The 24547-nt window shown below is 46.5% G+C and carries 24 protein-coding genes; 4 read left to right on the top strand and 20 right to left on the bottom strand.

Translation table 11 applies throughout. The features are described from left to right. Positions 1–4: 4 nt before the first annotated feature. Complete coding sequence (locus ACYVD3_RS20030) at positions 5–787, bottom strand: ABC transporter permease (RefSeq protein WP_460644258.1); 783 nt, start codon at positions 785–787, stop codon at positions 5–7. Then, a complete protein-coding gene (locus ACYVD3_RS20025; protein ID WP_460644257.1) occupies positions 780–1613 on the bottom strand; it encodes an ABC transporter permease in 834 nt (277 codons plus the stop codon). The genes ACYVD3_RS20030 and ACYVD3_RS20025 overlap by 8 nt, the downstream gene beginning before the upstream one ends. Before the next feature lie 285 nt (positions 1614–1898). Between ACYVD3_RS20025 and ACYVD3_RS20020 the strand changes: the two genes are divergently transcribed. The 4 genes from ACYVD3_RS20020 to ACYVD3_RS20005 all read left to right on the top strand — a co-directional run bounded on the left by ACYVD3_RS20020 (position 1899) and on the right by ACYVD3_RS20005 (position 6116). Next, positions 1899–2828: a LysR family transcriptional regulator gene (locus ACYVD3_RS20020; protein ID WP_460644256.1), complete on the top strand. Its 930-nt coding sequence runs from the start codon at positions 1899–1901 to the stop codon at positions 2826–2828. Between the two features lie 67 nt (positions 2829–2895). Beyond that, on the top strand, positions 2896–3360 hold the full coding sequence (locus ACYVD3_RS20015; protein ID WP_460644255.1) for a hypothetical protein: 465 nt from the start codon (positions 2896–2898) through the stop codon (positions 3358–3360). Positions 3361–3386: 26 nt separating this feature from the next. Next, positions 3387–4319 carry a ketopantoate reductase family protein gene (locus tag ACYVD3_RS20010; RefSeq protein ID WP_460644254.1) on the top strand — a complete coding sequence of 311 codons (933 nt, stop codon included), beginning with the start codon at positions 3387–3389 and terminating at the stop codon, positions 4317–4319. Positions 4320–4442: 123 nt separating this feature from the next. Next, entirely contained in the window at positions 4443–6116 is a 1674-nt protein-coding gene (locus ACYVD3_RS20005; RefSeq protein WP_460644253.1) for a S8 family peptidase, read from the top strand. A gap of 118 nt (positions 6117–6234) precedes the next feature. Here ACYVD3_RS20005 and ACYVD3_RS20000 read toward each other — a convergent pair whose 3' ends face one another. The 18 genes from ACYVD3_RS20000 to ACYVD3_RS19915 form a co-directional block, all read right to left on the bottom strand. Beyond that, positions 6235–7491, bottom strand: a complete 1257-nt coding sequence (locus ACYVD3_RS20000; RefSeq protein ID WP_460644252.1) for a glycoside hydrolase family 3 protein — start codon at positions 7489–7491, stop codon at positions 6235–6237. 275 nt (positions 7492–7766) lie between these two features. Continuing rightward, complete coding sequence (locus tag ACYVD3_RS19995; RefSeq protein WP_460644251.1) at positions 7767–8120, bottom strand: PqqD family peptide modification chaperone; 354 nt, start codon at positions 8118–8120, stop codon at positions 7767–7769. Continuing rightward, the gene (locus tag ACYVD3_RS19990; protein WP_460644250.1) at positions 8110–10035 is read right to left on the bottom strand and encodes an OPT family oligopeptide transporter; all 1926 of its coding nucleotides are present in this window, start codon (positions 10033–10035) and stop codon (positions 8110–8112) included. The genes ACYVD3_RS19995 and ACYVD3_RS19990 overlap by 11 nt, the downstream gene beginning before the upstream one ends. A gap of 90 nt (positions 10036–10125) precedes the next feature. Beyond that, positions 10126–11589 carry an aminoacyl-histidine dipeptidase gene (locus ACYVD3_RS19985; RefSeq protein WP_460644249.1) on the bottom strand — a complete coding sequence of 488 codons (1464 nt, stop codon included), beginning with the start codon at positions 11587–11589 and terminating at the stop codon, positions 10126–10128. Between the two features lie 900 nt (positions 11590–12489). After that, positions 12490–13326, bottom strand: a complete 837-nt coding sequence (larE, locus tag ACYVD3_RS19980; RefSeq protein WP_460644248.1) for an ATP-dependent sacrificial sulfur transferase LarE — start codon at positions 13324–13326, stop codon at positions 12490–12492. After that, positions 13326–14825: a nickel pincer cofactor biosynthesis protein LarC gene (larC, locus tag ACYVD3_RS19975; protein ID WP_460644247.1), complete on the bottom strand. Its 1500-nt coding sequence runs from the start codon at positions 14823–14825 to the stop codon at positions 13326–13328. The genes larE and larC overlap by 1 nt, the downstream gene beginning before the upstream one ends. Before the next feature lies 1 nt (position 14826). Next, positions 14827–15570 carry a nickel pincer cofactor biosynthesis protein LarB gene (larB, locus tag ACYVD3_RS19970; RefSeq protein WP_460644246.1) on the bottom strand — a complete coding sequence of 248 codons (744 nt, stop codon included), beginning with the start codon at positions 15568–15570 and terminating at the stop codon, positions 14827–14829. After that, entirely contained in the window at positions 15570–16202 is a 633-nt protein-coding gene (locus tag ACYVD3_RS19965; protein ID WP_460644245.1) for an ABC transporter ATP-binding protein, read from the bottom strand. The genes larB and ACYVD3_RS19965 overlap by 1 nt, the downstream gene beginning before the upstream one ends. Position 16203: 1 nt before the next feature. Next, positions 16204–17139, bottom strand: coding sequence for an ABC transporter ATP-binding protein (locus ACYVD3_RS19960; protein ID WP_460644244.1), 936 nt, complete (start codon positions 17137–17139; stop codon positions 16204–16206). An 11-nt stretch (positions 17140–17150) separates the two neighbouring features. Next, the gene (locus ACYVD3_RS19955) at positions 17151–17975 is read right to left on the bottom strand and encodes an ABC transporter permease (RefSeq protein WP_460644243.1); all 825 of its coding nucleotides are present in this window, start codon (positions 17973–17975) and stop codon (positions 17151–17153) included. Further along, complete coding sequence (locus ACYVD3_RS19950; RefSeq protein ID WP_460644242.1) at positions 17972–18982, bottom strand: ABC transporter permease; 1011 nt, start codon at positions 18980–18982, stop codon at positions 17972–17974. Before ACYVD3_RS19950 ends, ACYVD3_RS19955 begins: the two co-directional genes overlap by 4 nt. After that, positions 18979–20625, bottom strand: a complete 1647-nt coding sequence (locus tag ACYVD3_RS19945; RefSeq protein WP_460644241.1) for an ABC transporter substrate-binding protein — start codon at positions 20623–20625, stop codon at positions 18979–18981. The genes ACYVD3_RS19950 and ACYVD3_RS19945 overlap by 4 nt, the downstream gene beginning before the upstream one ends. 218 nt (positions 20626–20843) lie before the next feature. Continuing rightward, positions 20844–20966 (bottom strand): hypothetical protein, encoded by a 123-nt coding sequence (locus tag ACYVD3_RS19940; protein WP_460644240.1) that lies wholly within the window; start codon positions 20964–20966, stop codon positions 20844–20846. Between the two features lie 110 nt (positions 20967–21076). Beyond that, positions 21077–21595, bottom strand: coding sequence for a GNAT family N-acetyltransferase (locus tag ACYVD3_RS19935; RefSeq protein ID WP_460644239.1), 519 nt, complete (start codon positions 21593–21595; stop codon positions 21077–21079). Positions 21596–21609: 14 nt separating this feature from the next. Beyond that, the gene (locus tag ACYVD3_RS19930; RefSeq protein ID WP_460644238.1) at positions 21610–21804 is read right to left on the bottom strand and encodes a hypothetical protein; all 195 of its coding nucleotides are present in this window, start codon (positions 21802–21804) and stop codon (positions 21610–21612) included. An 80-nt stretch (positions 21805–21884) separates the two neighbouring features. Beyond that, positions 21885–22553, bottom strand: a complete 669-nt coding sequence (locus ACYVD3_RS19925; protein WP_460644237.1) for an exonuclease domain-containing protein — start codon at positions 22551–22553, stop codon at positions 21885–21887. An 84-nt stretch (positions 22554–22637) separates the two neighbouring features. Then, positions 22638–23354, bottom strand: a complete 717-nt coding sequence (locus tag ACYVD3_RS19920; RefSeq protein WP_460644236.1) for a transglycosylase domain-containing protein — start codon at positions 23352–23354, stop codon at positions 22638–22640. A gap of 221 nt (positions 23355–23575) precedes the next feature. Next, positions 23576–24544, bottom strand: coding sequence for a glycoside hydrolase family 43 protein (locus ACYVD3_RS19915; protein WP_460644235.1), 969 nt, complete (start codon positions 24542–24544; stop codon positions 23576–23578). Between the last annotated feature and the right edge of the window lie 3 nt (positions 24545–24547).

The following is a 24547-nucleotide window of genomic DNA, read 5'->3' as shown; positions in this document are numbered from 1 at the left end:
CCTCCTATTTCGCCAAAGCGGCAATTCCCAGGGTCCTGTCAACAATTACCATGATAAGGACCGTTATGGCCATCAAAAGCACGGAAACTGCAGACACGGTAGGGTCATAATTATATTCAATGTAATTCATAAGGGTCGCCGGGAATGTGGATACCCCTGGACCTGAGAGAAACATGGAAACCGGAATGTTATTAAAGGAGTTAATAAAAGCCAGCATAAAAGCCGCCGAGATCCCCGATGTGATATTAGGCAGCACCACCCGGAAAAATGTTCCCGTTTTAGTGCAGCCCAGGCTCCAGGCCGCCTCTTCCACTGAAAAATCAAACTGGTCTAAGCTGGAGCCTACCACCCGGATCACATAGGGCAGTGTTACCATGAAATGCCCGGCCAAAAGTCCCGCAAATACCGGAACCCTTAATGTCAGCACCAGAAACTGATAAAGAACAAAGCCGATTACGATTCCCGGCACAATGGTTGGAGAAAGGAAGATGGATTTTAAAATCCCCTTTCCCTTCATGCCGGACCTTGCCAGGGCATAGGCAGCCGGAATTCCTGCAATGAGAGCGGCCACAGTGGCAAGGAGGGCAATTTCCAGACTGGTCAAAAAGGAAACCCGGAAGGATTTTAGTGCAAATACATTGACAAACCAACGGAAAGAAAAGGATTCAATGGGAAAGGTAATGGCAGTGCCCTCTCCAAAGGCCGTCACAGTGATGATCACAAGGGGCATGACCAAAAACATAAATACCAGCACAGCAAAAGCGGTAAGCATTTTATTTTTACGCATGGTTTCCTCCTCTTCTGTCCATCCTGGCCGACAGGGCATTTAACCCCTTGATAACAGCCAGGGTCACCACAATCATGATCAGGGAAATGACCGCAGCCCCATTCCAGTCTCCCACGCTCATGGCTCTCTGGTAGATGAATGTGGCAAGGACCATATGTTTGTTGCCTCCCAGAAGCTGAGGCGTGGTATAGGCGGTCAAGGTTCCGGTAAACACCAGAATGCCTCCTACAATGATTCCCGGAAGACTCATGGGGAAAATTACCTTCATAAAAGCCTTGAACCGGTCCGCTCCCAGGCTGAGAGCCGCCTCCATCATATCATCATCTATATTTTCCATAACACCCGCCACCGTAACGATCATCAGGGGGAGAAACAGGTAAACAGAACCGATGATAATGGAGAAATCCGTGTATAACAGCTTGGCAGGCTTTTCCACAAATCCGGCAGCCAAAAGAAACCGGTTGATGATGCCGTTGCTGCCTAAAATATTGATCCAGGCAAAGCTTCTGATTACAGAATTGGTCATCAGGGGGAAAATGGAAACAGAAAGAAGAATCCCCCTCCATTTTTTCCTGCACCGGCTGATAAAATACGCGGTGGGAACTCCTGCTGCCATGCAGACAGCCGTAGTGAGGAAGGCCACCTTAACCGTCCTCATGAAAATCTTAAGATAATACTCATCCTGGAAAAATTCCACATAGGCGCTGAAAGGATAATCACCGGTATGAAAAGACGGGATCAATACCCTTAAAAGCGGAAGAAACAGACACACTGCCAATATTACAAGCCCTGGCACGACCATTATAAAAGCACTACTTTTCTTCATCTCGACCTCCCCACGGGTTTTACACGCATTTATTGTAATTACTTATTATTACTTATAAGCCCAGTTAATTTATGTCTATACTTTTATTATAATTTATGATATACTGTACGTCAAATACATATAATCTATATTTTTTATGCAGTAAAGCTATAATAGGAGTATATGATCGGAATTAAGAACATTCCGATCATCGGATGGACGGGGCAAAAAACGCCCCTTTTATCGAGACTTGCGTTGCAAGTTCCCATAAGCCATACCATCACCTGCACAAAAGGGGGAACACCTATGGAATTGAAAGAAGCAAGATATATCCTGGCCATTGCCAGGCAGAAGAACATCAGCAAAGCGGCGGAGACCCTTTTTATCTCCCAGCCATCCTTAAGCAAATATTTAAAAAACCTAGAGCATCAGCTTGGAGTCCGCCTTTTTGACCGGGTAGGAAGCTGCTATTTTCCAACCTACATCGGTGAACGCTACATCCATTATGCCGAAAAAATCGTAGAATTCGGCATGGAATGGGACATGGAATTTGATGATATTATGCACCAGAATCACGGGCGCCTAAACATCGCAATCCCCATCATGCTTGGAAACAGCTTAATCGGCCCCACTCTTTCCACCTTCCACCGGCTGTATCCCCATGTCACGGTCAACATGATGGAAGAAGTCAACTTTGTAGCAGAACATACCCTGACCGACCACACCGTAGACTTGACTATTTACAACGTCCATGAATTTCCCACCGGCCTGGATTATCAGGTGATCGGAAAGGAAGAAATGGTTCTCGTCCTATCCAGCGGAAATCCCCTGGTAAAAAAGGCCGTAAAAAAAGAAGGCTTTCAATATCCCTGGATCGATCTGGGCCTTCTTACAAACGAACCCTTTATTCTTCTCTATCCTGACCAGAATACCGGCGGCCTTGGTTTAAAGCTCTTTAGGGATTACGGGCTGGAACCAAATATTCTGCTTCATACCAGAAACAGCGAAATGTCCATCCGCCTTGCCATGGAAGGCATGGGAGCCGCCTTTGCCCCTGAAAGCTACTATCATTATCTTAAAGGCAGGGAGCCAAAATCCTCTGTCTGCCTTTCCATTGGAAAAGAAAAAATTGAAAACACCCTTATAGCCGCCTACCAGAAAAACCGGTACCTGCCTAAATATGCCAAGGCTTATCTGGATATCCTGGCAGGATATTATCAGACAAAGCAAATATAATATCCCATCCCTTTTCGTTGCTTTTTTAAGAACTTATGGTAATATAGATTAAAAAAAGAGGTTTCCTATGGTTAAGAAAATACAAAGAACTTTTTTCCTTTTCGTCCTGCTTCTATTGTCCCTTACCGCATGCCAGAGCCAGAAAAAGGAAGCAAAGGACTTGACCGGCATTCCCATTGACACAGAAAAAACCGAATCTGTTTCCATTTACTATGGTTCCATCTGTTATTCCTTCTTTGATGAGGACAAGGAAACCATAGCCAAGGTGGCTGATCTCTTTCACGGCTTCTCTTTAAAAGAAGTTCCTGACGGAGCCCTTGACAGCGACACCACCTACCAGATTTATTTTTCTAACACAGAAGGTCAGACCGGGGCGATTAATGTGGATAAAAACGGCATGTTTTATCTGGGGGATACGAAAAAATTCTATGAAGTATCTGAAGGGGTTTTTCATCTGGAAGAATTGGAAAAAATATATCAGGACAGCATGAACGCAGGAGGCTTTGATAAAAACCAGTGCCTCATTCCATAGACAAATCTCAGTTGAAAGGAGATTTTATGAACGATCACTCTAAAACAACCGCAATTGTAGGAATGGGCGCTTTGGGAATGCTTTACGCCAGCCAGATTTCCGCTTCCCTTGGCCCGGATAACTTATTCTTTCTTGGGGACCGTGAACGAATAGACCGCTACCGGCAAACGCCCTTCTCCATAAACGAAAAGCCTTTTTCCTTTCGGATAGAGGACTGCACAAAAGCCCGGCCAGTGGATTTTCTTATTGTGGCAGTCAAATATGGCGCCCTCTCCTCTGCCCTGGATACCATGAATGCCAGCGTTGGACCGGATACCACGATCATATCGGTCATGAACGGAATTGACAGCGAGGAGATCATCGCAGAGCGGTTTGGCTGGGAAAAAGTGCTTTATTGTATTGCACAGGGAATGGATGCCATGAGGTTTGGTTCCAGCCTTACATACACCCGCCCAGGCACGCTCTGCCTTGGAACCAGGACAAAAGGACAGGAGTCCAGGCTAAAGGACCTGACCCGTTACTTTGACAGGGCAGGAATATCTTATACGGTTGAAGACGACATTGTAAAACGTCTTTGGGGGAAATTTATGCTGAACGTGGGAATCAACCAGACCTGCATGGCCTTTGAAACCAATTATGGCGGGGTGCTGTCACCTGGAAAAGCTTATGAAACCCTGATCGGAGCCATGAAGGAAGTGATGGAACTTTCCCAAAAAGAAGGAGTCGGCTTATCAGAAGAAGATATGGATTTCTACATAAATCTGATCAAAACCCTTTCTCCGGAAAGCGTTCCCTCCATGCGTCAGGATGGAATGGCCCGCCGGTATTCGGAAGTGGAAATGTTTTCCGGAGTTGTCCGCCGTCTGGCAGCAAAACACGGGTTAAGGGTCCCGGTCAATGATATGCTTTATGAGAAGATCAAAGAAATGGAAGCTGAACCAGCCAGTCCCAATCCATAAACAGATTCTTTTCATTTTTGATCCCTCCAAAATTACTTTGTTTATTAATCCATAATTTACATAATTTGAATCTTTTTGCATAAATATAGGTGAGACACCAGAATGCAAAAAGGGGGCTTGCTTTTGGAAAGCATAATTGATAATAATTATTACGATCTATTCATAAATAATGCTCTTATTCCACAATATCAAATTGACTATGATATTACGTACCTCAATGAAAGGCTTTCTTTGGAACATGTTCCGGTAGGATCTATGAACCTCTGTGACTTAGGGCTGTATCCTTACGACAGTTTTCCGTCAATTTTCACCCTAAGTTCCATAGCAAGTATAGACAAATCCGGAATTGCAGCGGTTCAGAACAATCCTGATTTAAGCCTGTTTGGAAAAGACGTATTAATAGGAATTATAGATACAGGCATTGATTACCAGCACCAGGCTTTTAAAAACAGAGACGGAACCACCCGCATTCAGTCAATATGGGATCAGACCATAGAAAGCGGCCAACGGCCGGAGAGCTTTACATTTGGTTCCCAATACGGCAGAGATTTAATAAACAAAGCTTTACAGTCAGAGGATCCTTTATCCATCGTTCCTTCGGTTGATACCAATGGCCATGGCACGACAATTTCCAGCATTGTGGCCGGTACCCCGACCAATGACCAAAGGTTACGGGGTGTTGCCCCGGAAGCGGATCTGGTAGTCGTAAAACTGAAAAATGCAAAAAAGAATTTAAAAGATATTTTTTTAATACCGGATGATGCTCTGTGTTTTCAGGAATCTGATATTATGCTTGCCGCACGTTACCTGTTTATTACCTCCCTGGAATTGAATAAGCCAATAGTGATCTGTATTGCCCTTGGAACAAGTCAGGGGGGACATGACGGAAACGGTCCTTTAAGCAGCTATCTGAATTACCTGGCACTGATTCCCGGAATTGGGGTTGCAGTCCCGGCCGGAAATGAAGGAAACAAGCAAAGGCATTATTATAGTGCCCCTGTACCCCAGCTCTCTTCCCATGATTTTGAATTACATGCGGGAAATGATGACAGTATGTTCTTCACGGAAATCTGGGTATATGCTCCGGCACAGCTCTCCATCAGCATCACCTCACCCAGCCATGAATCTACCAGTTTAATTCCCCCATCAGTAAATGGCTGCATAAACTATACTTTCAATTTAAGCCAGACAAACATCTGGATAAATAATATTATTTATGAACAAAACACCGGCGACCAGCTTATCCTGCTGCGCTTCGAAAACACCTTTCCAGGAACCTGGCATATTCATGTAGAAAATGCTAATAATGATCCCTTCTCCTTTCATGCATGGCTCCCGTCAGGAGACTTAATTTCAAACGAAACATACTTTATAAACTCAGATCCAAACGTTACTATAACTTCTCCGGGAAATGCAAGAAGCTTGTTGACGGTTACCGCCTATAATCAGGACAATAACAGCATTCTGGAAGAATCAGGCAGAGGCTACACAAGAATAGGATTAGTTAAACCGGATATTGCAGCACCAGGCTACCGTATCCCCTGTGCGCTTCCTGGAAATCTATACGGCACTGCCACGGGAACAGGAGCAGCCACGGCTCATACGGCAGGCATTATGGCAATGGTTTTTGAATGGGCAATTGTCAAAGAGAATTATATCCAGATGACCGGCAACGTTGTTAACCGGCAGTTGATTTGGAATGCAATACGCGACAATGGCAATACTTATCCAAATAATATATGGGGTTATGGCCAGGTAGAAATCAGTAACTTTTTTGAAATAGTTGACAGTGTTTAAATTCCATAAAACGTTTTGGTATACAAAAAAAGGGCAGCGTGTAAATCCCTGGAATAATCCAGGTTTTTTACACGCTGCCCAACACCTTTATCTCCAAAGTTCCATCCGGCTGAATAAATCACTGCAATATACCCAATTTAAGCTTCCATACAAGTATCCTGATTACGGAAGTGTCAATCTGTTCTTCTTTCAGTGACCCCTTATCCAGGGCATCTAAGACGGCCGGAATCTGTACGTCAAAGTCAGTCGCAACCAATAAGTCATTCCCGGCGGTAATGGCCAGGACAGCCGCCTCCGATGTACTTTCCTTAATGGCATCCATACTGAGGTCGTCAGTCATAATCACTCCCTTGAAGTTTAAGGATTCCCTTAATTTGTCATGAACAGCCCGGGAAAGGGAGGCAGGATGTTTCTCATCCATTGAAGTTACGATATTATGGGAAACCAGAACACTGCCGGCTCCGGCTTGGATCCCGGCCTCAAATGGAAGGAAATCACTCTGGATAAACTGTTTATAATCTCTGGTATCTACCGCAGCCCCCGTATGGGTATCCACATTGCTGCCATAGCCGGGAAAATGTTTCAGCACGCTGCCCATCCGGGCTTTTTCCATTTCCCGGACAACTGTCCTGACATAATCAGCCGTCTCCCCGGCCTCCCGCCCAAAAGACCGGCGGTAGATAAAATCATCCGGATTTACAGAGACATCACAGACAGGAGCCAGATTAACATTGATCCCAAGTCCAAGAAGAAAGGCAGACTTCTCCTTGGTATCCGCCTCAATGGCTTCAAAGCCGCCCTGTTTATACAAATCCTGAGGAGACTGAAACGGTTCAGAACGGAACGCCGCGTATTTACTGACACGGCACACTGTCCCGCCTTCCTCATCTACTCCAATGAGCAAGGGGATGGGAGAGGTACTCTGGCAGCCTTTAATGAAATCCCGGATGCCGGTTTGCGTCTCGTCCTTAAAATCGTCTCCGAACAGGATATAGCCGCCCAAATGATACTTCTTAATATCCTGAGGGGCACTGGCCTTACGCAGGCGGACAAAAAACATCTGCCCCACCTTTTCCTCAAGGGACATGCCGGAAAGCAGTTCTCCAGCCCTTGCTTCATAGGGATCACTGCCGGAGGAGGAATCCGTCTGCCCGGCCGTATCTTCTACAGCCGAAGACTCTGTGGAAGAAATATGGATTGCGGTTTCCGTAGAACCAACAGTTTGGGCATCTGTTTCGTTTGCATCCGGTTTTGAATCCTCAGTGCTTAAGCTGCCGGATTGATTGCTAAAATCCGGGAAATGCCTCCCGCAGCCTGTTAAAAGAAGCGGCAGGAGTAAAAGCACAAAGAAAAGCATATATTTATTCGGTTTCATCAAAGTCCTTTCTGACCAGTAAGTAAAATAATTTAATGATAATTATATCGTTCCAGCCAGCAGCGGTCAAGAGTTATTTACGACACCCCCGCTGCTGTAATTGAAAGGAAACGTCCGGTTGGATGGGAAAGGCAGGCTGACATTGATGCGCAAAAAGATCGGTGCCAGGACTTGATTTCCGGCACCGATCTGTCTTAAATCTGAATTCTCTGCGCTAAAGTTTGGTTGCTGAAACACCCCAGCTCCGGCGGGGGACTCTGCTTGCAGACTCTTTCCTACACCCTGCCGATATTTTCGATATAGTGAAATTGCTGCTCCATATGACTGACGAATAACAGCAATCTTTCATACAGTGACTGCACCTTATCACCATACTTTTCTTCAAGGTTTTTTCCGATATCTCTCACTGTCCTGCTGCCATCAATCTGAAGAAATACCCAGCTTCCATACTCATCCATAGTAGTTCTTTTATATTCCGGAATTTTAAAACCAAGTTTTCTAAAGAAACGCTGGATCTTGTGATCCTGTTTTTCCAGCATAGTCACAATGCCGTTTTTGTCAACTTCATATTCCTTTTCATGGGAAATCTTAAATATTATATTTAAAACCTCATCATTATTATTTAACATTTTTCACTTCGCTCTTAAAAATCGGTATTGCGGTCGCTACTACAAGAATGACCAGTAAGATAAATGCCATTCCATTTGTGTTCGCAAATCCCCTTGGGCCGGTACCCTTGATAATGCCCGTTACCTGCAGAACAATTCCAATAAGTCCGATAATTGATCCGCCGGCAACAAGCCCTGACGACAGGCTTACTCCGTTAGAAACTTTCGCTTCTCTTTCTCTCTCATTTTTGGAATACTTCTCGGCAAAGAAACGAACCAGAGCACCTAATAAAATGATAGAGGTTGTGGATATAGGTAAATAAAACCCTATTGCCACTGTCATTACAGGGAGTCCCAGCAAAAACAAAACAATTCCCATGACAATGCCACAGATGATCATAACCCAGGGTAATTGACCCGACATGATTCCGGCGGTCAATGTTGCCATCAAATTGGCCTGAGGCAGTGCAAACGGAACATTATCACCGGTCATGGAAAGCTGATTTGAAAGCAATAATATGACGCAGGTAACTACCACAACACCTACCACAGAAGCCATGGCAAAATATTTCTGCATTTCATTTTTGTTTCCGCCAATGATAAAAGCAACTTTTTGCGATTGGCAGTAACCGCCTGCTGCAGCGATTGCAGTGACAATAAAGGAGCCGAATAACAGCAGAGCCTTGTTATCAGCCACACTCTTCCACCCTAATCCCACAAACAGTAATGTGACGATAACAATAGAAGAAATTGTCATTCCGGATACAGGAAGGTTTGAAGTTCCAATGGTACCGGTTAAACGGCCGGAAACGATAACAAACATCATGGACAGCACCATGGATAAAGCAGCACCCAGCAATGCCATGGCAATGTTACCGCCTGACACCAGGAAACCGCCCATAAAGCCTATGATGATACCTGACAGCAATATAACCGTTTGAGCAGAAGATCCGGCGCCGCTGCCGGAGCCTTTTCCTCTGGCATTCATGGTATCTTTTATAGAAGCGATAACCGTCGGAATCAGCTTTATCGCACCGATCAGGCCGCCGGAAAGCATCATACCCGCACCGATATATTTTACGTAGCTCCCTGCGATATCGCTGACTCCCATGCCGTTTACGCTGACAGCAGGATTATTCCATACAGCCGGACCGCCGCTGCCTAAAGAAGCAAAATAGCCAATGAGAGGCGTAACGGCAAAGTTGGATAATATGGAGCCGGCAAACATGGTCACGGATACCTCCATTCCAACAATAAAACCGATCCCCAGCAGCAGGGGGTTCACTTCCAGTTGAAATTTCCATTTGTAAAAGGGTTCATTTACAAAGCTGATCACGCTGTTGGTGATATTTAAGAAGGAGCTGGTCAATATGGTTATAAAACCGCCTATTCCAAATCCGATCCCCATAAACTTAAGTGAATCTTTCGCACCTTCCGAAGCAACCAGGGTTTCGGAAATAGCCATTGATTCCGGATACATTAATTTCCCATGTTCTTCCACGATCAAATAATTGTAAACAAGAGAAGCTGCTCCTATGCCGAATAATGCACCGCCGACACCGATCACAAAGCCTTCCAGAAATGTCACTTTGGAACCAATCAAAAGAATTGCCGGTAAAACAAATATCATGCCGCTGGCAATTGATTCACCGCCGCTTGCCATCCCCTGCATAAGTGTCTTTCCAAGAATCCCCTTTTCCTTGGCAAACATAGCAATAAATACGGAACCTAATATGGACCCCGGTATTCCGGCGGCAACTGTAAGACCTGCTTTCATCCCCGAGTAAGCAGTCGATGCAGCGAACAACGCAGACAGAAGAATACCAATGATTAATACTGTAATATTTCCACCCAATCCAGAGCTTTTGGAAACGTATGGGACGTAGTCTTTTCCAGTTACACCGCCATATGCTCCTTTAGATAATTTTTGATTCATACACAGTACTCCCTTATATTATATAGTCATTGCTTGATTCAACTATTGCCATAAATTGAAATCTTAATGAATAGTTACACCCCTGTGCTGCTATTTGAGAATTTTCAGCGCTTCTGTTAAATACTTCCATGTCCTCTGGGTAGACGGAATGCTTAAATGCTCCTCCGCAGTATGTACTCCAAACATTGTAGGCCCAATGGATATCATATCCAGGTTTCCATCAAACTTTTTATCAAAAATCGCACATTCAAGTCCGGCATGAATTGCACTTATAAGAGGTTTTTCACCAAATAACTTCTCGTATAAATCGATAAAAAGCTGTCTTACTTTTGAATCGGGATTGTATTTCCATTCCGGGTAATCCGATTCAGCAGTCACCTTTCCGTTTGTAAGGCTGGCGATGGCGGCTACTGTATTGTAAATATTATCTTTTATGGTTCCAACAGAGCTTCTTATAGAACTGATGACTTCAACACTCTCCTCCTTTGTCTGAACTACCCCCAGATTCAATGAGCTCTCTACCAACCCCTCAATATCCATGCTTACGCTTTGTATTCCGTTTGGAATCAGATACATAAAATTAATGATGTTTTCCTTTGTATCTTTTGACATGATTCGTTCCGGCATATATTCAGCAGGCTTTAGCTCAACTTTTATATCCGGATCTGCTGTTTTGAATTCATCCATAAATATTTCTTCCAAACCGGAAACCTGCTCTTTCAGTTCTGAGACATTGTCTATATTTACACACACCACAGCCTGTGCATCACGGGCAATGGCGTTATGCTTTGAACCTCCGTTGACAGAGCATAAGTGTAAATCCATCTCCGAGCTTACGTTTTTTAGCAGACGGGCCATTAATTTATTGGCATTTGCTCTGCCCTTATGTATTTCCACTCCGGAGTGACCGCCCTGCAGGCCCGAAATATCAATTGTATAAGCTGCCCGGCTGGGATCTGGACTTTCCCATATGATTGGAATATTGATTTTGGAGGTACAGCCGCCTGCACAGCTTACTGTTAAGATTCCCTCTTCCTCTGAGTCAATATTAATAAGGGTTTTACCCGATACATTTTTGGGATCCAGCACATGGGCGCCATCCATTCCCGTCTCTTCAGAAGTGGTAACTACCAATTCCATTGGCGGGTGTTCCAGTGTATCCGATGCCAGAACCGCCAGCCCCATGGCAACGGCAATACCGTCGTCTCCTCCGAGAGTTGTTCCGTCTGCATAAAGCATATCGCCGACTATTTTTAATTGAATGGGATCTGTCATGAAATCATGGATTACATCAGGTCTCTTTTCACAGACCATATCCATATGCCCCTGAATCACAACGCCGGGGCTGTCTTCATAGCCCCTGGTACCCGGCTTCTTGATGATTACATTCAATGCTTTATCCTGTATAACCTCCAGCTTGTGTTCCTTAGCAAAAGAGACTAAGTAATCACTGATTCTTCTTTCGTTTCCTGAACCTCTTGGAATACTGCTAATTTCCTCAAAATACTGAAACACTTTAACCGGTTCCATGTTTACCAATGCTTTGTTACCCACTATATATTTTCTCCTTTACTAAAAATTAGCCCTCCATGTGTTTAAAAAACAGGTTTATGGGCAAAAAACCCAATAACATATTAACACAAATAAGGCCAAAATACAATAGATATATTTGTGCATTTTCACTCAAAACTTTTCAACACTTTCTCTATAAGTGTTCAAAAACACCATTATGTTCTATTAAAAAACTCTATATTTAGGTAATAATTAATAAATATGCATTCTGCACGACTTCCACTTCTGCCGATGATTCATATATCCCTTAATATAAGACGGTATTGATTGAAAATTCACAATGAATAATGTACACAATTTTATATTATAATTAGTAAAACCTCCTCCAGCCTCTTCCGGCTATTTTATAAACAGGCAGAAAGCAGCCTGAGGCTTCACGCAGGCCCTCATTGCCTGAAGCCCTCATACAGCAGCTTCCGTTTCTATCATAAATCTTAACGTCAATGGCACAGCTTCCCGGAATTAAGATTACAGACTCAGCCGGAAATGAATCCGGATGACCGGCAATCTTATTAACCGGCAGTTGATTTGAAAAGCAATTCACGGCAATGGCAATACTTATCCAAATAGCATATGGAGTTATGGACAGGTGGAAATTAATAACTTTATTGAAGCATTTGACGGTGTTTAAACCCGGCAAAACGTTTTGGCACATCAGACAAGGCATCCATATTGTGAAAAATTATCTGCTTTATGGCAAGCAGAAGCTTTAATAAGCTTCTAAAGAACCTTCGATTCATTATAATTCTTTATATCGTCGGATAATCAAATAGGAAATATGCGAAAAGAATGGGTTTCCTTGACATGGAAACCCACTCTTTTCGTATCAGCATGAAATGAAAAACCAACACAGCAATATCTGTAACTGCACAAGAAGAACAATCAGTTCTGCGCAATGGGTTCTATCCCCACATCCATGCTTCCGGACCGGAACCCTTCCAAATCCATGGTGATATATGTAAATCCCAATTCTTTTAAATAAGAGATGATCTCCCTGCTCTTCTCCATCAAGTCTCCCATCCCTCTCCGGTCCACCTCAATGCGGACAATGTCTTTATGAAGCCTCAGCCGCACATTTCCTTTTACAAGAGAGCTTACAAATTCCTCTCCTTTTCCAATACGGTTTAAGATATCATAATCAATTTCTGTATTATATGGAAGACGGGTGGCCATACATGGAGCGGACGGCCTGGACGCCACGGAGATTCCGTACCATGAGGCCAGTTCTTTCACCTGGGCCTTGGTAATGTGAAGTTCTGCCAGGGGGCTGATGATCCCCAGCTCCCTTAAAGCCTTGATTCCCGGACGGTAAACATGCAGGTCGTCTTCATTGGTCCCATCCATGATATAAGGGATGTTCTTTTCCCCCGCAAAATCCCTCAAAGACTGGAACAGCTTCTTTTTGCACAGATAGCACCTGTTTACAGGATTAAAACGTATCTCCTCCTGTTCCAGCTCATTGACGGAAACTACCTTATGAACTCCCCCCAGCTCCTTTGCTACTCTGGCGGCGATCTCCAGATCGCAGGAGGGATGGAGACGGCTGTCAAAGGTTACCGCACAAACGGTTTTTCCCGTCTTTCCTGCTGCCTCTGCCGCCACCTTAAGCAATAAACTGGAATCCACTCCCCCGGAAAAAGCCAGGCAAATATCCTCTTTGGCGTAATCCGCCATCATCTGTTCCAGCCTCATTTTTATTTCCAGCATGTTTTGTTCCATTATTTCTCCGCCTCCCTGCGTATAATACTGTATACGGTCTGGTAATCCAGCCCATTTTGTCTGCAAATACTTTTTACACTTTCAAATTCCGGGTAACAGAACGTCCTGTCCTTGTAGGTGCAGATTTTTACCTCCGCCTCCCCAAATTCCGTCATAACCTTCCTTTTCTTCCGGTTAAGAATGGTTCTGGATACCGGGTATCTTCTGACTCCGATGGTGGTGGTCTGAATGAACAGGATATCTTCCATTCTGCTTATCTCTTCTTCCCGGCAGATCAGGCTGAGCATATAAGCAGGCCGGTTCTTTTTCATAAAAACAGGGGTATACCAGACATCAGCCGCTCCGGCTTCCAATAAACATTCCATGGCAAAGCCAAAGGCTTCCCCGCTGCAGTCGTCAATATTGGCTTCCAAAACCCACATATTTTCTCCTGCCCCTTCTTCCTCCTCCAGAAGAAGCATGGCCCGCAGGACATTAGCCTGTTTAAAGTCCTTTTTCCCTGCACCAATCCCTGTCTTTAAAATCTGGAAAGAGGAAGGAAGATTTTTTCTTGTCCCAAGGGCTGCCGCTATGGCTGCTCCGGTGGGAGTCACCATCTCCCCTTCATTGTCCGTAAAACGAAGCTTCAAACCATGGGCTGACACAATGTTGGCCGTTGCGGGAACCGGAACCGGAATAACGCCATGCTGGCACCGGACACTGCCATATCCTTCCGCCAGAGGAGATACCACGATCTCATCCACTCCCAGGCTGTCCACACAGACTGCCACGCCGATGATGTCCACAATGGAATCAATGGCTCCCACCTCATGAAAATGAACCTCTTCCACTGGAATTCCATGAGCTTTTGACTCCGCATCCGCTACAATATCAAACATTTGCTTTGCCATTGCCTTTACCCTGCTGCTGGAATCCAGCCTGTCGATGATAGCATATATATCCTGAAGATTCCGGTGGACTTTTAGGTGATCATGTCCATGACTATGGCCGTGGTCATGGCCGTGATCATGCTCATGGCTATAACTACAATCATGGTCGTGATCATGCTCATGGCTATGACTACAATCATGGTCGTGATTATGCTCATGGTTATGACTACAATCATGGTCGTGGTCATGCTCATGGCTATGACCACAATCATGGTCGTGACAATGGTCATGGTCATTGTGGTTATCATGTTCATGGCTATGGCCGTATTCGTTTTCGTGACCATGCTCGTGGCTATGACCAAGGTCATGTTCATGATCATGGTCATCTTCGCAGCCATTCCCATGATCCCCCTTATGGTCATGCCCTTCGTTTTCCAGAAAAACGTCAAAATCATAGGCATCCAGGCCGCATTTCCTTGTTCTGCCAAAGTGAAGATGATAGCCGTCCACCCCCAGGCTTTGCAGGGCCTTTGTAAAAACTTCCCTATCCGCTCCCAGGTCTAAAAGAGCGCCTACCGTCATATCGCCGCTGATTCCTGAGTTACATTCCAAATACAGTATTTTTCCCATTTTATCTCACCGCCAGTCGATTGATTTGTGTTGCAATATACCCGGCCCCGTAACCATTATCAATATTTACAACGGAAATTCCATTTGCACAGGAATTCAGCATTGTAAGAAGAGCGGACAATCCATGGAAGCTGGCTCCATAGCCTACTGAGGTGGGAACCGCAATGACCGGACAGTCCGCCAGCCCGGCGATGACAGTACCCAGGGCTCCTTCCATTCCTGCCGCCGCAATAATACAGTTGGCATTCCTGATCCTGTCCCTCTGGGACAGAAGGCGGTGGATTCCGGCTACCCCCACATCAAATATCCGGTCCACATGACAGCCGAAATATTCCGCTGTCTGTGCCGCTTCCTCTGCTACCGGGATGTCCGCCGTCCCCCCTGTACAGACCGCCACGCATCCCTTTCTCTCTTTCCCCGGCCGTTCCACCTTTAAGATCCTGGATATGGGATCATATACAACCTCCGGCACAACGGATTTCACCAGTTCAAACTGCTCTTTTGATGCCCTGGTTCCCAGCACCTCTCCGTCTCTTTCATAGAACTTCCTGTAAATTTCCACCAGGTATGGGTCCGGCTTTCCCTGACAAAAAACCGTCTCCCCAAAGCCGGAACGAAGCGCCCTGTGGTGATCCAGCTTTGCATAGCCCAGGTCCTCATAGGGAAGATCCTTTAACATCTGTTCTGCTTCCAGGATCTCCATTTCACCTGATTTTACCAGGTTAAGCATATCTCTAATATCCATTATTCCCAATCCTTCCTCTTACGGTGTTCCTCGCCCAAATCAAGTCTTCTTGTACATACGCGTTCTAAAAGGCCCTGGGAATGACTGACTACCAAAAGGCCGATTTTGCGTCTCTCCACTTCTGATATAAGAAAATTCCAGATCTGACTTTGAGTGATCAAATCCAGCATGGTGCTGATCTCATCTGCAAGGAGAAACTTAGTTCCCCCGCCCAATGCCCTGGCAATGCAGAAGCGCTGGAGCTCACCTCCCGAAACCTCCGATGGGTACCGGTTTAACCATTCCGGTTCAATGCCCAGCCCTTCTATGACCCGTTTTTCCACCCCGTCCCCCTCCGTTAAAACCTCCTTAAGCTTAAGCCTTGGGTTTACAGAGCTTTCCGGATGCTGCCAGATCATCTGGACAGGACAATAACCCTTATAGGAAGAAAGGGGCTTTCCATCCAAAAGCACCTCCCCCTTATCCGGCCTTTCATATCCCCCAAGGATCTTGCAGCAGGTGGTCTTGCCAAAACCGCTGGGAGCAATCAGCCCCAAACGGTCTTTGCTGTCCATGTGCATGGTAAAATCATTTAATATCTGCCTATTCCCATTATCATACCGGAATGATATGTTTTCCGCTTCCAGTCTCACCTTATCCCTCCTCCGCCTTTACGCACCGGACCAATCCTCCACGCAGGCCAACGTATTCCACTTCCCTTAAACAACTTGCTTCCCGAAACTCACATCTGGGAGCATAGGGGCATCCTGATGGACGGTCCTTTAAATAAGGCTGGGTTCCCGGCGCCGCCCTAAATCCATGGTCAGGCATGGCCCTGTAAAGGGCTTTAGAATATGGATGGCGAAGGCATGTTTCCTCTTTAAAATCAGAGGCAGAAGCTTCCTCCACGCTGGTACCGGCATAGAATACCACAATCCGGTCCGCAATTTCAAGTGCCAGTTCCAGATCATGGGTGATGAGAAGCACCCCTGCCCCTTCATCAGCCATTTCCCGGAAATGGGACAGGACCCGCTTTGCAGCCTCCAGGTGCAGGCCCGGTGTTGGCTCATCCGCAATGACCAGCTTAGGTCTTTCCACCACCGCCGTGGAGATCAGGATTCTCCTGGTCATCCCTCCTGACAGTTCAAAGGGATACAGCCTTTCCACGCTCTCATCAAGCCCGTAGCGTTTCAGGGTTTTAAGGCTTTTGCCTCGGCTTTCCGGATCCTGCTTGCCTTTCCTGATCTGAGGTCCGGCCTTCATTAAGGGGTCCAGATAGGAAACGCTTTGGGGTACCAGAACGATTTCCCTGCCCCTCAGCTCCTTCATCCGCTTTTCCGTCAGCTTCTCCCCATAATAGGATATTTCCCCGGTCCAGGACGCATTATAGGGAAGGATCCCCAGCACTCCATGGGCCAGCAGGCTTTTTCCTGAGCCGCTGGAGCCCACCACAGCCACCAGCTCTCCTTCTTTCACCGTCAGGCTCACATCCTTGACGGCTAAAAGGGTGGTCCTTTGGATCCGCCGCTCATATTGGGTAAATGATACCGACAAGTGATTAACCGACAAAACTGTTTTCTTCTCTTCCAATCCATTTCCTCCTACTGATGCACGAATCCGGGGTCCATGAGCCTGCTGACCATTTCTCCTGTTAAATGAAACAGCAGTACAACAGCAACCAGAAACATCCCCGGAAACAGGGCCAGCCACCATTTTCCCATTGCCAGATACTTCATGCTCTCCGACAGGATCACGCCGATGGCAGGCTGCTCCGGGGAAAGCCCGAAGCCCAGAAACGTGATGCTGGCCTCATGAAGGATTGCATGGGGAAATAACAGCACAAGCCCCACAAAAAGCTGGGGAAGCAAATGAGGGGTCATATGCTTAAGGGCTGTTTCAAATCCGCCATGACCAAGCTTACGTGAGATTTTTATATACTGGCTCTCCTTAAGCTGGAGAACCTCTCCCCGGATCAGCCTTGCAAGGGAAGTCCAGTGAGTTAAGGAGATTCCCACCACAACGCCCTTAAAGCCTTTTCCCAAGGCAAAGGAGATCAAAACCAGCAAGAGAATGTGAGGGATCCCCATGACAAGGTCGATGAGTCCGACCACAAGCCCGTCCACCGCCTTTCCCATGGAGGCTGCAAGAAGTCCCAGAAAAAAGGCAGTCACCGTACTGACCGCTGCAGTGAGAAGGCCGATCCGGATGCTCATGGAAAGGCCCGTCATGGTCCGGGCAAACATATCCCGGCCCATCCAGTCCGTTCCAAAGGGGTGGGAAAGACAGGGAGGAATATTTTTCCTGGAAAAATCAGTGACCAAGGCCTCTGTTCTGTAAAACTGACCGGCAACGGTCACCGCCGTTAAAAGGCAAATAAAAACCACCAGGAGGCAGACCATGGTCTTTCGTCCGTTCCATTGCTTCATGCGCCTTTCCTCCCTCTCCTCATTCTTGGATCTACTATACCGTAGAGCAGGTTCGCCGTAAAATTCCCTGAAAATACAATGGCAGCACTGATAACCGTGATCCCCAGAAGCAAAGGCACATCACCGCCAAGTCCGGCTGTCACAGCCGCCTGGCCAAGTCCTGGATAAGAAAATACCTGCTCCACCAGAACCGAACCTCCGAAGATTTCACTGACCGAAGCAAACTGAAGGGTCAGGGCGGGCAAAAGAATGTTTCTGATCCCGTGGCCAAAGACGATCCGGCTTTTGGATTCTCCTCTTGCCCTGGCAAAAAGAACGTAATCGCTTTCCATGACCTGAAGCATTTTCTCCCTTGTATGGAGAAGGATGCCGGACATTCCGGTGATGGAAAGGGTCAGACATGGCAAAATCCCATGGACCACCCGGTCCTTTAAGGTGACTTCCGCCGCTTCCATGCCTATGGGAACGCTTAACCCAATAGGGAGCACCTGGAGCCGGACGGCAAACACCATCAGAAACACCAGGGCCAGCCAAAACGCCGGAGTGCTTGCAGTAATGAGGGCATAAGCAGAAATCACCTTATCCACCGCCTTTCCCCTGTTTGCTCCGGCCAGGGTTCCAAGGGCAAAACCGGCTGCCCCGGAAATCAACCAGGAAACTGCCATGAGCCACAGGGAGTTTGCCAGCTTCACACCGATTACATGGGAAACCGGCCGGCGGTATAAAAGAGAGGTTCCCATATCTCCCCGGATAAAATCACCGGCCCAGGAAAAAAACCGTTCTGCAGGAGGCAGGCCAGTGCCCCAGTACTGGGAAAGCTTATGGATCTGCTCCTGGCTCATGGAGCCAAGGGCCGCCTGGCCTACATTGACCTTTAAAGGATCAATGGGAGAAACCGATACAAGAAAAAAAGCTGCTGCACTTACCAGAAAAAGAAGGACTGCCATCCGTGTAAACTGTTTAAGCAAAAACCAAATGATCTTCCTTCCTAACCGGCCGTCTTTCATGATCCCCATCTCCACTGATCCACATTATTTACGATGGACCAGCCATGTCCGTGAGGATGAAGCTTCTGGTCCGCAACCTTTAATCCATCCCTTACCCAGTATAAATGGTCAATGTTCACAAGCCAGATCCAGGGAATATCCCCGTTCTGGGTAATTCCTGTTTCTCCATCCCACTGAGCCTTTTTCCAAAGCTCATAGGATTTTTCCAGATCGCTTTGCGCCAGGGCCTCATCCATGTACTGATCCACCTTTTCATTGGCATAAGGAGAATAAGCCGCAAGCCCGGTTTCCTTCACGGTATGGTAAATATTATAAAGCTCCATGGGAGTATGGGCTCCCCAGCCCCAGATCAAAGGCTGTGTCTGGGCTCTGTCATATGCCGTATCCCAGCCGACTCCCTCCATCTGACCGTCAATTCCGACTTTTTTAAGCTGGTTGATGGTATCCGCTGCAAGAGCCTGCCTTACGGAATCCCCTGCCGGATAGAGGAAATGGAGCTCCGCCCGTTTTCCATCCTTTTCTCTGATTCCATCGCCGCCTTTTTTCCAGCCAGCCTCCTCAAGGAGGGCCTCTGCACCTTCTAAGTCATACTCTGTCTTTGCAGAAGGCTCATACCACGGCATTTTGTCACAGACGCTGTAAGCAGGGCTTCCGTATCCGTTCAGAACGTGATTGATCATTTCTTCCCGGTCAATTCCCATATTAATGGCTCTTCTGACCTTTACATCGCTGGTAAAATCATTTCCCATGGGAATCCCTGCTTCTGATACGCTTCCGGAAGGAATGGCCGGAAGGTTAAAGCCCCGGTTATCCACGGTCTTGCAGTCCAAAAGCCCATAGCCGGGTATTGTCAGATCCGAATAGGATGCGGCCGTATACGCAACATCCGCCTGCCCGGACTGAACTGCAGCCAAAGCCCCATCTTCTTCCATGAAAAGGACCGTAACCCGTTTCATCTTGGGCGCTTCCCCATAATAATCCGGATTGGCTTCCAGGATCACCTGCTGCCCCCTGTCCCACTGCTTTAATATGTACCTGCCGGAACCGATGGGATGTTCTCCGTAATCCGGTCCATAGGCATGTTCCGGTACGATCCCCACAATGGCCATGGTGTAGGGCCAGATGGAATATGGATGCTTCATATGAAATACCACCGTCGTATCATCCTGTGCTTCTGCCCGGTCCAGCATGGTGAAATCATTCACCGAACTGGTATCTCTCAAGGTATTGTAGGTGAAGGCCACATCCTGTCCGGTCAGCTTCTCCCCATCTGTAAAAGAAACGTCATCCCGGATCTTTACGGTCCAGGTCAGGCCATCGCTGCTGACCTGCATATCCGTTGCCAGATCATAGCCAATGTTTAAATCCTTATCCGTAACCGTAAGGGTGCTCTGTATCAAAGGTTCATGGACATGTTCCCCTGCACCCCAGCCATATGCCGGATCAAATCCTGCTTCAGGCTCTGAGCTGACTCCCATTACCACCACAACCCTGTCATTTTCTACGGCGTCGTCTGTTCCTGCCCCTTCTGTAACCACCTGGGTCTGTCCCGGAGCCTGGGTACCGCCCGCTTTTCCACACCCGCTTATAACCACTGCAGTCATCACAAGAGCCGCTGCAATCCCCCATCTGCGCTTCATCATCCTATTTCCTCCTCCATAAACATCCATATTAAATCCGGTATTTTCTACGGCCAAATCCCCCACAGCAAACTGCGGGGAATTTAACTCCTGCAGCATTCACCAAATGCAGAAATGAAAACATTCCTGCCCTTGGCTCATTACTTGCATAAATAAAAACAGATACCATAATCAGTCATACGTATTCCTTGGGAATACCCATACCTTCCTGGTATCTGTTTTCATTTATTCTTATTTTTAAATACCAATAAATCCAGCGGATATGCTTGCATATCCATTTGACGCCCCATGAAGCGGGGCACGTTGTTTACAAACCCAAGGTTAAAAGTTACTTTTTCTTTCAACCTTATGCTTCCTGTCAGTGGTGACTTCTGTCAGCCGTTAAAAAAAGTATACGGAATAATCAACCCTACGTCAACGGCTTTTTAAACAAACGTTTGCAAACCCCGGCGTCTTATGTAAGTTCCTTCAATAATATATCCCTTAAATATCCACCGTATTTTTCCTTGGTCAGGACAACCTGGTACCCCTGCCTTATCATGTTGTCCCTGCTGAATCTGTTTTCCGGATGAACCGTACACATCAGATACCGGCAGCCCAGCCTCCTCAGCTCTTCTTCCGCGGTCTTCATAAGCCTATACTGAAGGCCGTTTCCCCGGTATTCCGGAAAAATGGCCACTGACTCCATATGGGCCACCTTTCCCAGTTCTTCTTCGGAAAGCCCCATGTCCCTGCCAAGGTTTTCTTCCCTTTTACCCGGCAGCGCCGCAATAAAAACGCCTGCCAGGGCTCCTGAATCCTTTTCAAAGGCCTTATAACCGATTCCATTTCCCTCCTTAAGGATTCGGCAGGTGTATTCCGAATCATCGGCAACAAACCAGTCCTTCCTTTCAATCTGCTGCCACACGGATTGGATCACGTCAGTCATGATCTGATAATCCTCATGGACTGCCCTTTCAATTAAAAATTCCATTCCGGTCCTTCCTCCTAAATGACTGCCTCTGAAAGCCCGACCAGCTCCCAAAGCTCCCATTGAAGAACCTGTACCTTTTCCCGGGGCACTTCCATATCCGGCACGGCATCCTTGCCATGGAACCAGCTATACGCACCGGCGCAAAGCAAAATCATGATCAGACAGAACGCGATCAACATGACCTTATTATATAATTTTTTATCCTCCACACCGTTTCCCCTTTCTTTCATTATGTAACCAGTCTATGCTTTGGCTGTCGGGTAAAGTCAAATACACCGCAGCCTTTCTCTTAAACATTCCTCGTAAAACGGCACTGGGGAAAATTGGTGCAGCCATAAAATTCCCCGAACTTTCCGCTGCGCCGCCTAAGCACTCCACCACATTGAGGGCAGATCTCCGCTTCCTCCTTATGAACCAGCTTTCCCATTTGCTCATAGCATTTCTGGTTCATGATGCAATCAGAAAGCGCCCGGTGAGCCCCCTCCGTATCAATATGAAAATACGCCGAAATATCCGTCAGGCGGTAACGGCCAAGCTGGGGCAGGCTGGACTTTGCCATGAAAAGAGTATCCACGTAATCATTGGGCACCTCTCTCTCAAGAAGTTCTTCTGCTGCCCGGTAAAGGAAACGTAAGTCAAAGGACTGGATATTATGGCCCACCAGAATTTCCCCTTCAATAAAGGAAAGAAAATCCGGTAAAACCTCCCTTAATCCAGGCGCCTCTCTTACCATATCATCTGTGATCCCATTTACCCTGGTAGCCCCGGCCGGAATATGAGTGCCCGGATTAACCAGGGCACTAAACTCAGCCACTGGTTCATGTCCCTTCACCTTGATCGCGGAAATCTCAATGATGAAATCTTCTTCAGCGCTGATGCCTGTTGTCTCAAGATCAAATACCACGTAATTCTCTGCATATTGGTTCAAACGTCTGCCTGTAATCGGTCTGACAGCCATAGGTTCCTCCATTCTTTTGTATAAAAACAGGATATATGTAACAACTCCATTATACCCTCTATACTTCCATTCATCAAGTAAAAATCACTGAAGGGCCACCATCTGTTCCGCCACGGTCTCCGCTTCTTCTGCCGAAAAATATCCGCATTCCTCCATTCTCCGAAGGACCTTCATCTGCCTTTTCTCCGCCAGAGCATGATTTTTGGACGGAGCATATTTGGACGGAGCATTAGGAACACCGGCCAAAAGAGTGCTTTCATATTCTGTCATCTCCTCCGGCATTTTTTTAAAGTACCCTGCACTGGCATCCCCAACGCTGTAATATCCATCCCCAAAATAGATGCAGTTTACATACAGCTCAAAAATTTCCTCCTTGGTATAATTCTTCTCTATATCAAAGGCCATGAACACCTCAGCCGCCTTTCTGGCGATGTCCTTATCCTGGTCAAAATACAAGTTCTTGGCAAGCTGCTGGGTTATGGTGCTGCCGCCCTCCACAAGTTTCCCGGCTCTGATATCGTTTGTCACGGCCCTGGCAATAGCGACCAGGTCGATCCCATTATGGTGGTAAAAACGGTGATCTTCCACCGATATGACTGCGTTCACATAAATCTGGGGCAGGTTTTCATATTCCGTATAGCCTTCCTTATCCTGAACGGCTTCCACACGTTCCTGGAGTCCGGTTTTATTAAGGGCCTCCCGGTACATCTCATACCCCTTATATGCCACAGTGAATCCGGCCAAAAGACACACTGTCATCAGTAAAAACACGATTCTCCTTATAAATGTTCCAATTTTCATAGATTCACTGCCTCCTTATCGTTATATAATATGTTATGGTTCTGCTTAAATTGTATCATAGAGTCCCTTTAAAAACAGGAATAATTCCTTATATTTCCCTAAAGGTTTCGGACATTTTCTGACAAATCTCTTACCAGTTCTTACAAATTAATGAAAGGATGGAAAAAATCAGCATTCCCCAGGCTGCAAAACACCTGTTAAATGCTGATTTTTCCTTTTTATCATCTCATATGGTTCTTCCAGTTAAACACAGGACCGTGATCTCCCCAGCCGACCTTCATCATATACGTATGCCGGTTGGGATCATAGAGCGGATCCCCGGTGATCTCATCGTATTGCCTTGCATGATATACCATAATATCCTGAATCCCGTCTTCTCCTTTCACAAAACAATTATGCCCCGGACCAAAAATTCCCGCTTCCGGCACTGTCTTAAATACAGGCTCCCTTTCCTTTTCCCATGCATTCCGATCCAGCAAATCTGCACCTGCATCAACGCTTAAAAGCCCCATGCAGTAGCATGCCCCTGTAGCGCTGGCAGAATAAGTGACATAGATCCTGTTTCCATGCTTTAAAACCGCCGGACCTTCATTGACCCAGAACCCGATCCGTTCCCAATCATAGTCAGGAGCAGAAAGAGTCACCTGTTCCGATGAAAGCTTCCATGGCGTCTCCATTCTGGCTATGTACAGGTTTGAAATCTTCTTTCCTACGCTGACCTTTTCCGCCCAGATGCAGTACCTGTTCCCTCTATGGTCAAAAACCGTCATATCCAGGGAAAAATCCTGAAATGAATAATCATCAAAGGGCTGAATCATGCCCAGCTCTGTCCATACCCCTGTCATTGGGTCTTGTTCTCTGCATTCCAGCACATAAGGGCGGATCGCCCAAATGTCATCCGAATCCCCTGCTGCAAAATAAACGTACCACCTTCCATCCATATAATGAAGCTCCGGAGCCCATATATGGACGCTCATAATCCCTTTCCGGTGCCTTTCCCAAATGGTCACTTCCTTTTCATCCTTTAATCCCAGGATCGTATGAGAACGGCGAAGGATGATCCGGTCATACTCCGGCACCGATGCGGTAAAATAATAGCTTCCATCTTCATGCCGGTATACATGCGGGTCCGCCCTCTGAGCAATGAAAGGTTCATTATAAGAGGTTTTCTTAAAATCGCGGCCATTCATCCT

It is taken from the genome of Lacrimispora brassicae (assembly GCF_054772055.1).
The sequence above is the reverse complement of the archived record's forward strand: the minus strand, read 5'-3'. Positions and strand labels throughout refer to the sequence as shown.

Bases quoted from the DNA above. Each gene is read 5' to 3' on its own strand.
- ACYVD3_RS19945 (WP_460644241.1), bottom strand. From the start codon at position 20,625: ATGATGAAGCGCAGATGGGGGATTGCAGCGGCTCTTGTGATGACTGCA.
- ACYVD3_RS20020 (WP_460644256.1), top strand. From the start codon at position 1,899: ATGGAATTGAAAGAAGCAAGATATATCCTGGCCATTGCCAGGCAGAAG.
- ACYVD3_RS19995 (WP_460644251.1), bottom strand. From the start codon at position 8,120: ATGTTAAATAATAATGATGAGGTTTTAAATATAATATTTAAGATTTCC.
- ACYVD3_RS20000 (WP_460644252.1), bottom strand. From the start codon at position 7,491: ATGAAACCGAATAAATATATGCTTTTCTTTGTGCTTTTACTCCTGCCG.
- ACYVD3_RS20010 (WP_460644254.1), top strand. From the start codon at position 3,387: ATGAACGATCACTCTAAAACAACCGCAATTGTAGGAATGGGCGCTTTG.
- ACYVD3_RS19925 (WP_460644237.1), bottom strand. From the start codon at position 22,553: ATGGCTGTCAGACCGATTACAGGCAGACGTTTGAACCAATATGCAGAG.
- ACYVD3_RS20025 (WP_460644257.1), bottom strand. From the start codon at position 1,613: ATGAAGAAAAGTAGTGCTTTTATAATGGTCGTGCCAGGGCTTGTAATA.
- ACYVD3_RS20030 (WP_460644258.1), bottom strand. From the start codon at position 787: ATGCGTAAAAATAAAATGCTTACCGCTTTTGCTGTGCTGGTATTTATG.
- larC (WP_460644247.1), bottom strand. From the start codon at position 14,825: ATGGGAAAAATACTGTATTTGGAATGTAACTCAGGAATCAGCGGCGAT.
- ACYVD3_RS19955 (WP_460644243.1), bottom strand. From the start codon at position 17,975: ATGAAGCAATGGAACGGACGAAAGACCATGGTCTGCCTCCTGGTGGTT.
- ACYVD3_RS20015 (WP_460644255.1), top strand. From the start codon at position 2,896: ATGGTTAAGAAAATACAAAGAACTTTTTTCCTTTTCGTCCTGCTTCTA.
- larB (WP_460644246.1), bottom strand. From the start codon at position 15,570: ATGGATATTAGAGATATGCTTAACCTGGTAAAATCAGGTGAAATGGAG.
- ACYVD3_RS19950 (WP_460644242.1), bottom strand. From the start codon at position 18,982: ATGAAAGACGGCCGGTTAGGAAGGAAGATCATTTGGTTTTTGCTTAAA.
- ACYVD3_RS19990 (WP_460644250.1), bottom strand. From the start codon at position 10,035: ATGAATCAAAAATTATCTAAAGGAGCATATGGCGGTGTAACTGGAAAA.
- ACYVD3_RS19920 (WP_460644236.1), bottom strand. From the start codon at position 23,354: ATGAAAATTGGAACATTTATAAGGAGAATCGTGTTTTTACTGATGACA.
- larE (WP_460644248.1), bottom strand. From the start codon at position 13,326: ATGGAACAAAACATGCTGGAAATAAAAATGAGGCTGGAACAGATGATG.
- ACYVD3_RS19915 (WP_460644235.1), bottom strand. From the start codon at position 24,544: ATGAATGGCCGCGATTTTAAGAAAACCTCTTATAATGAACCTTTCATT.
- ACYVD3_RS19935 (WP_460644239.1), bottom strand. From the start codon at position 21,595: ATGGAATTTTTAATTGAAAGGGCAGTCCATGAGGATTATCAGATCATG.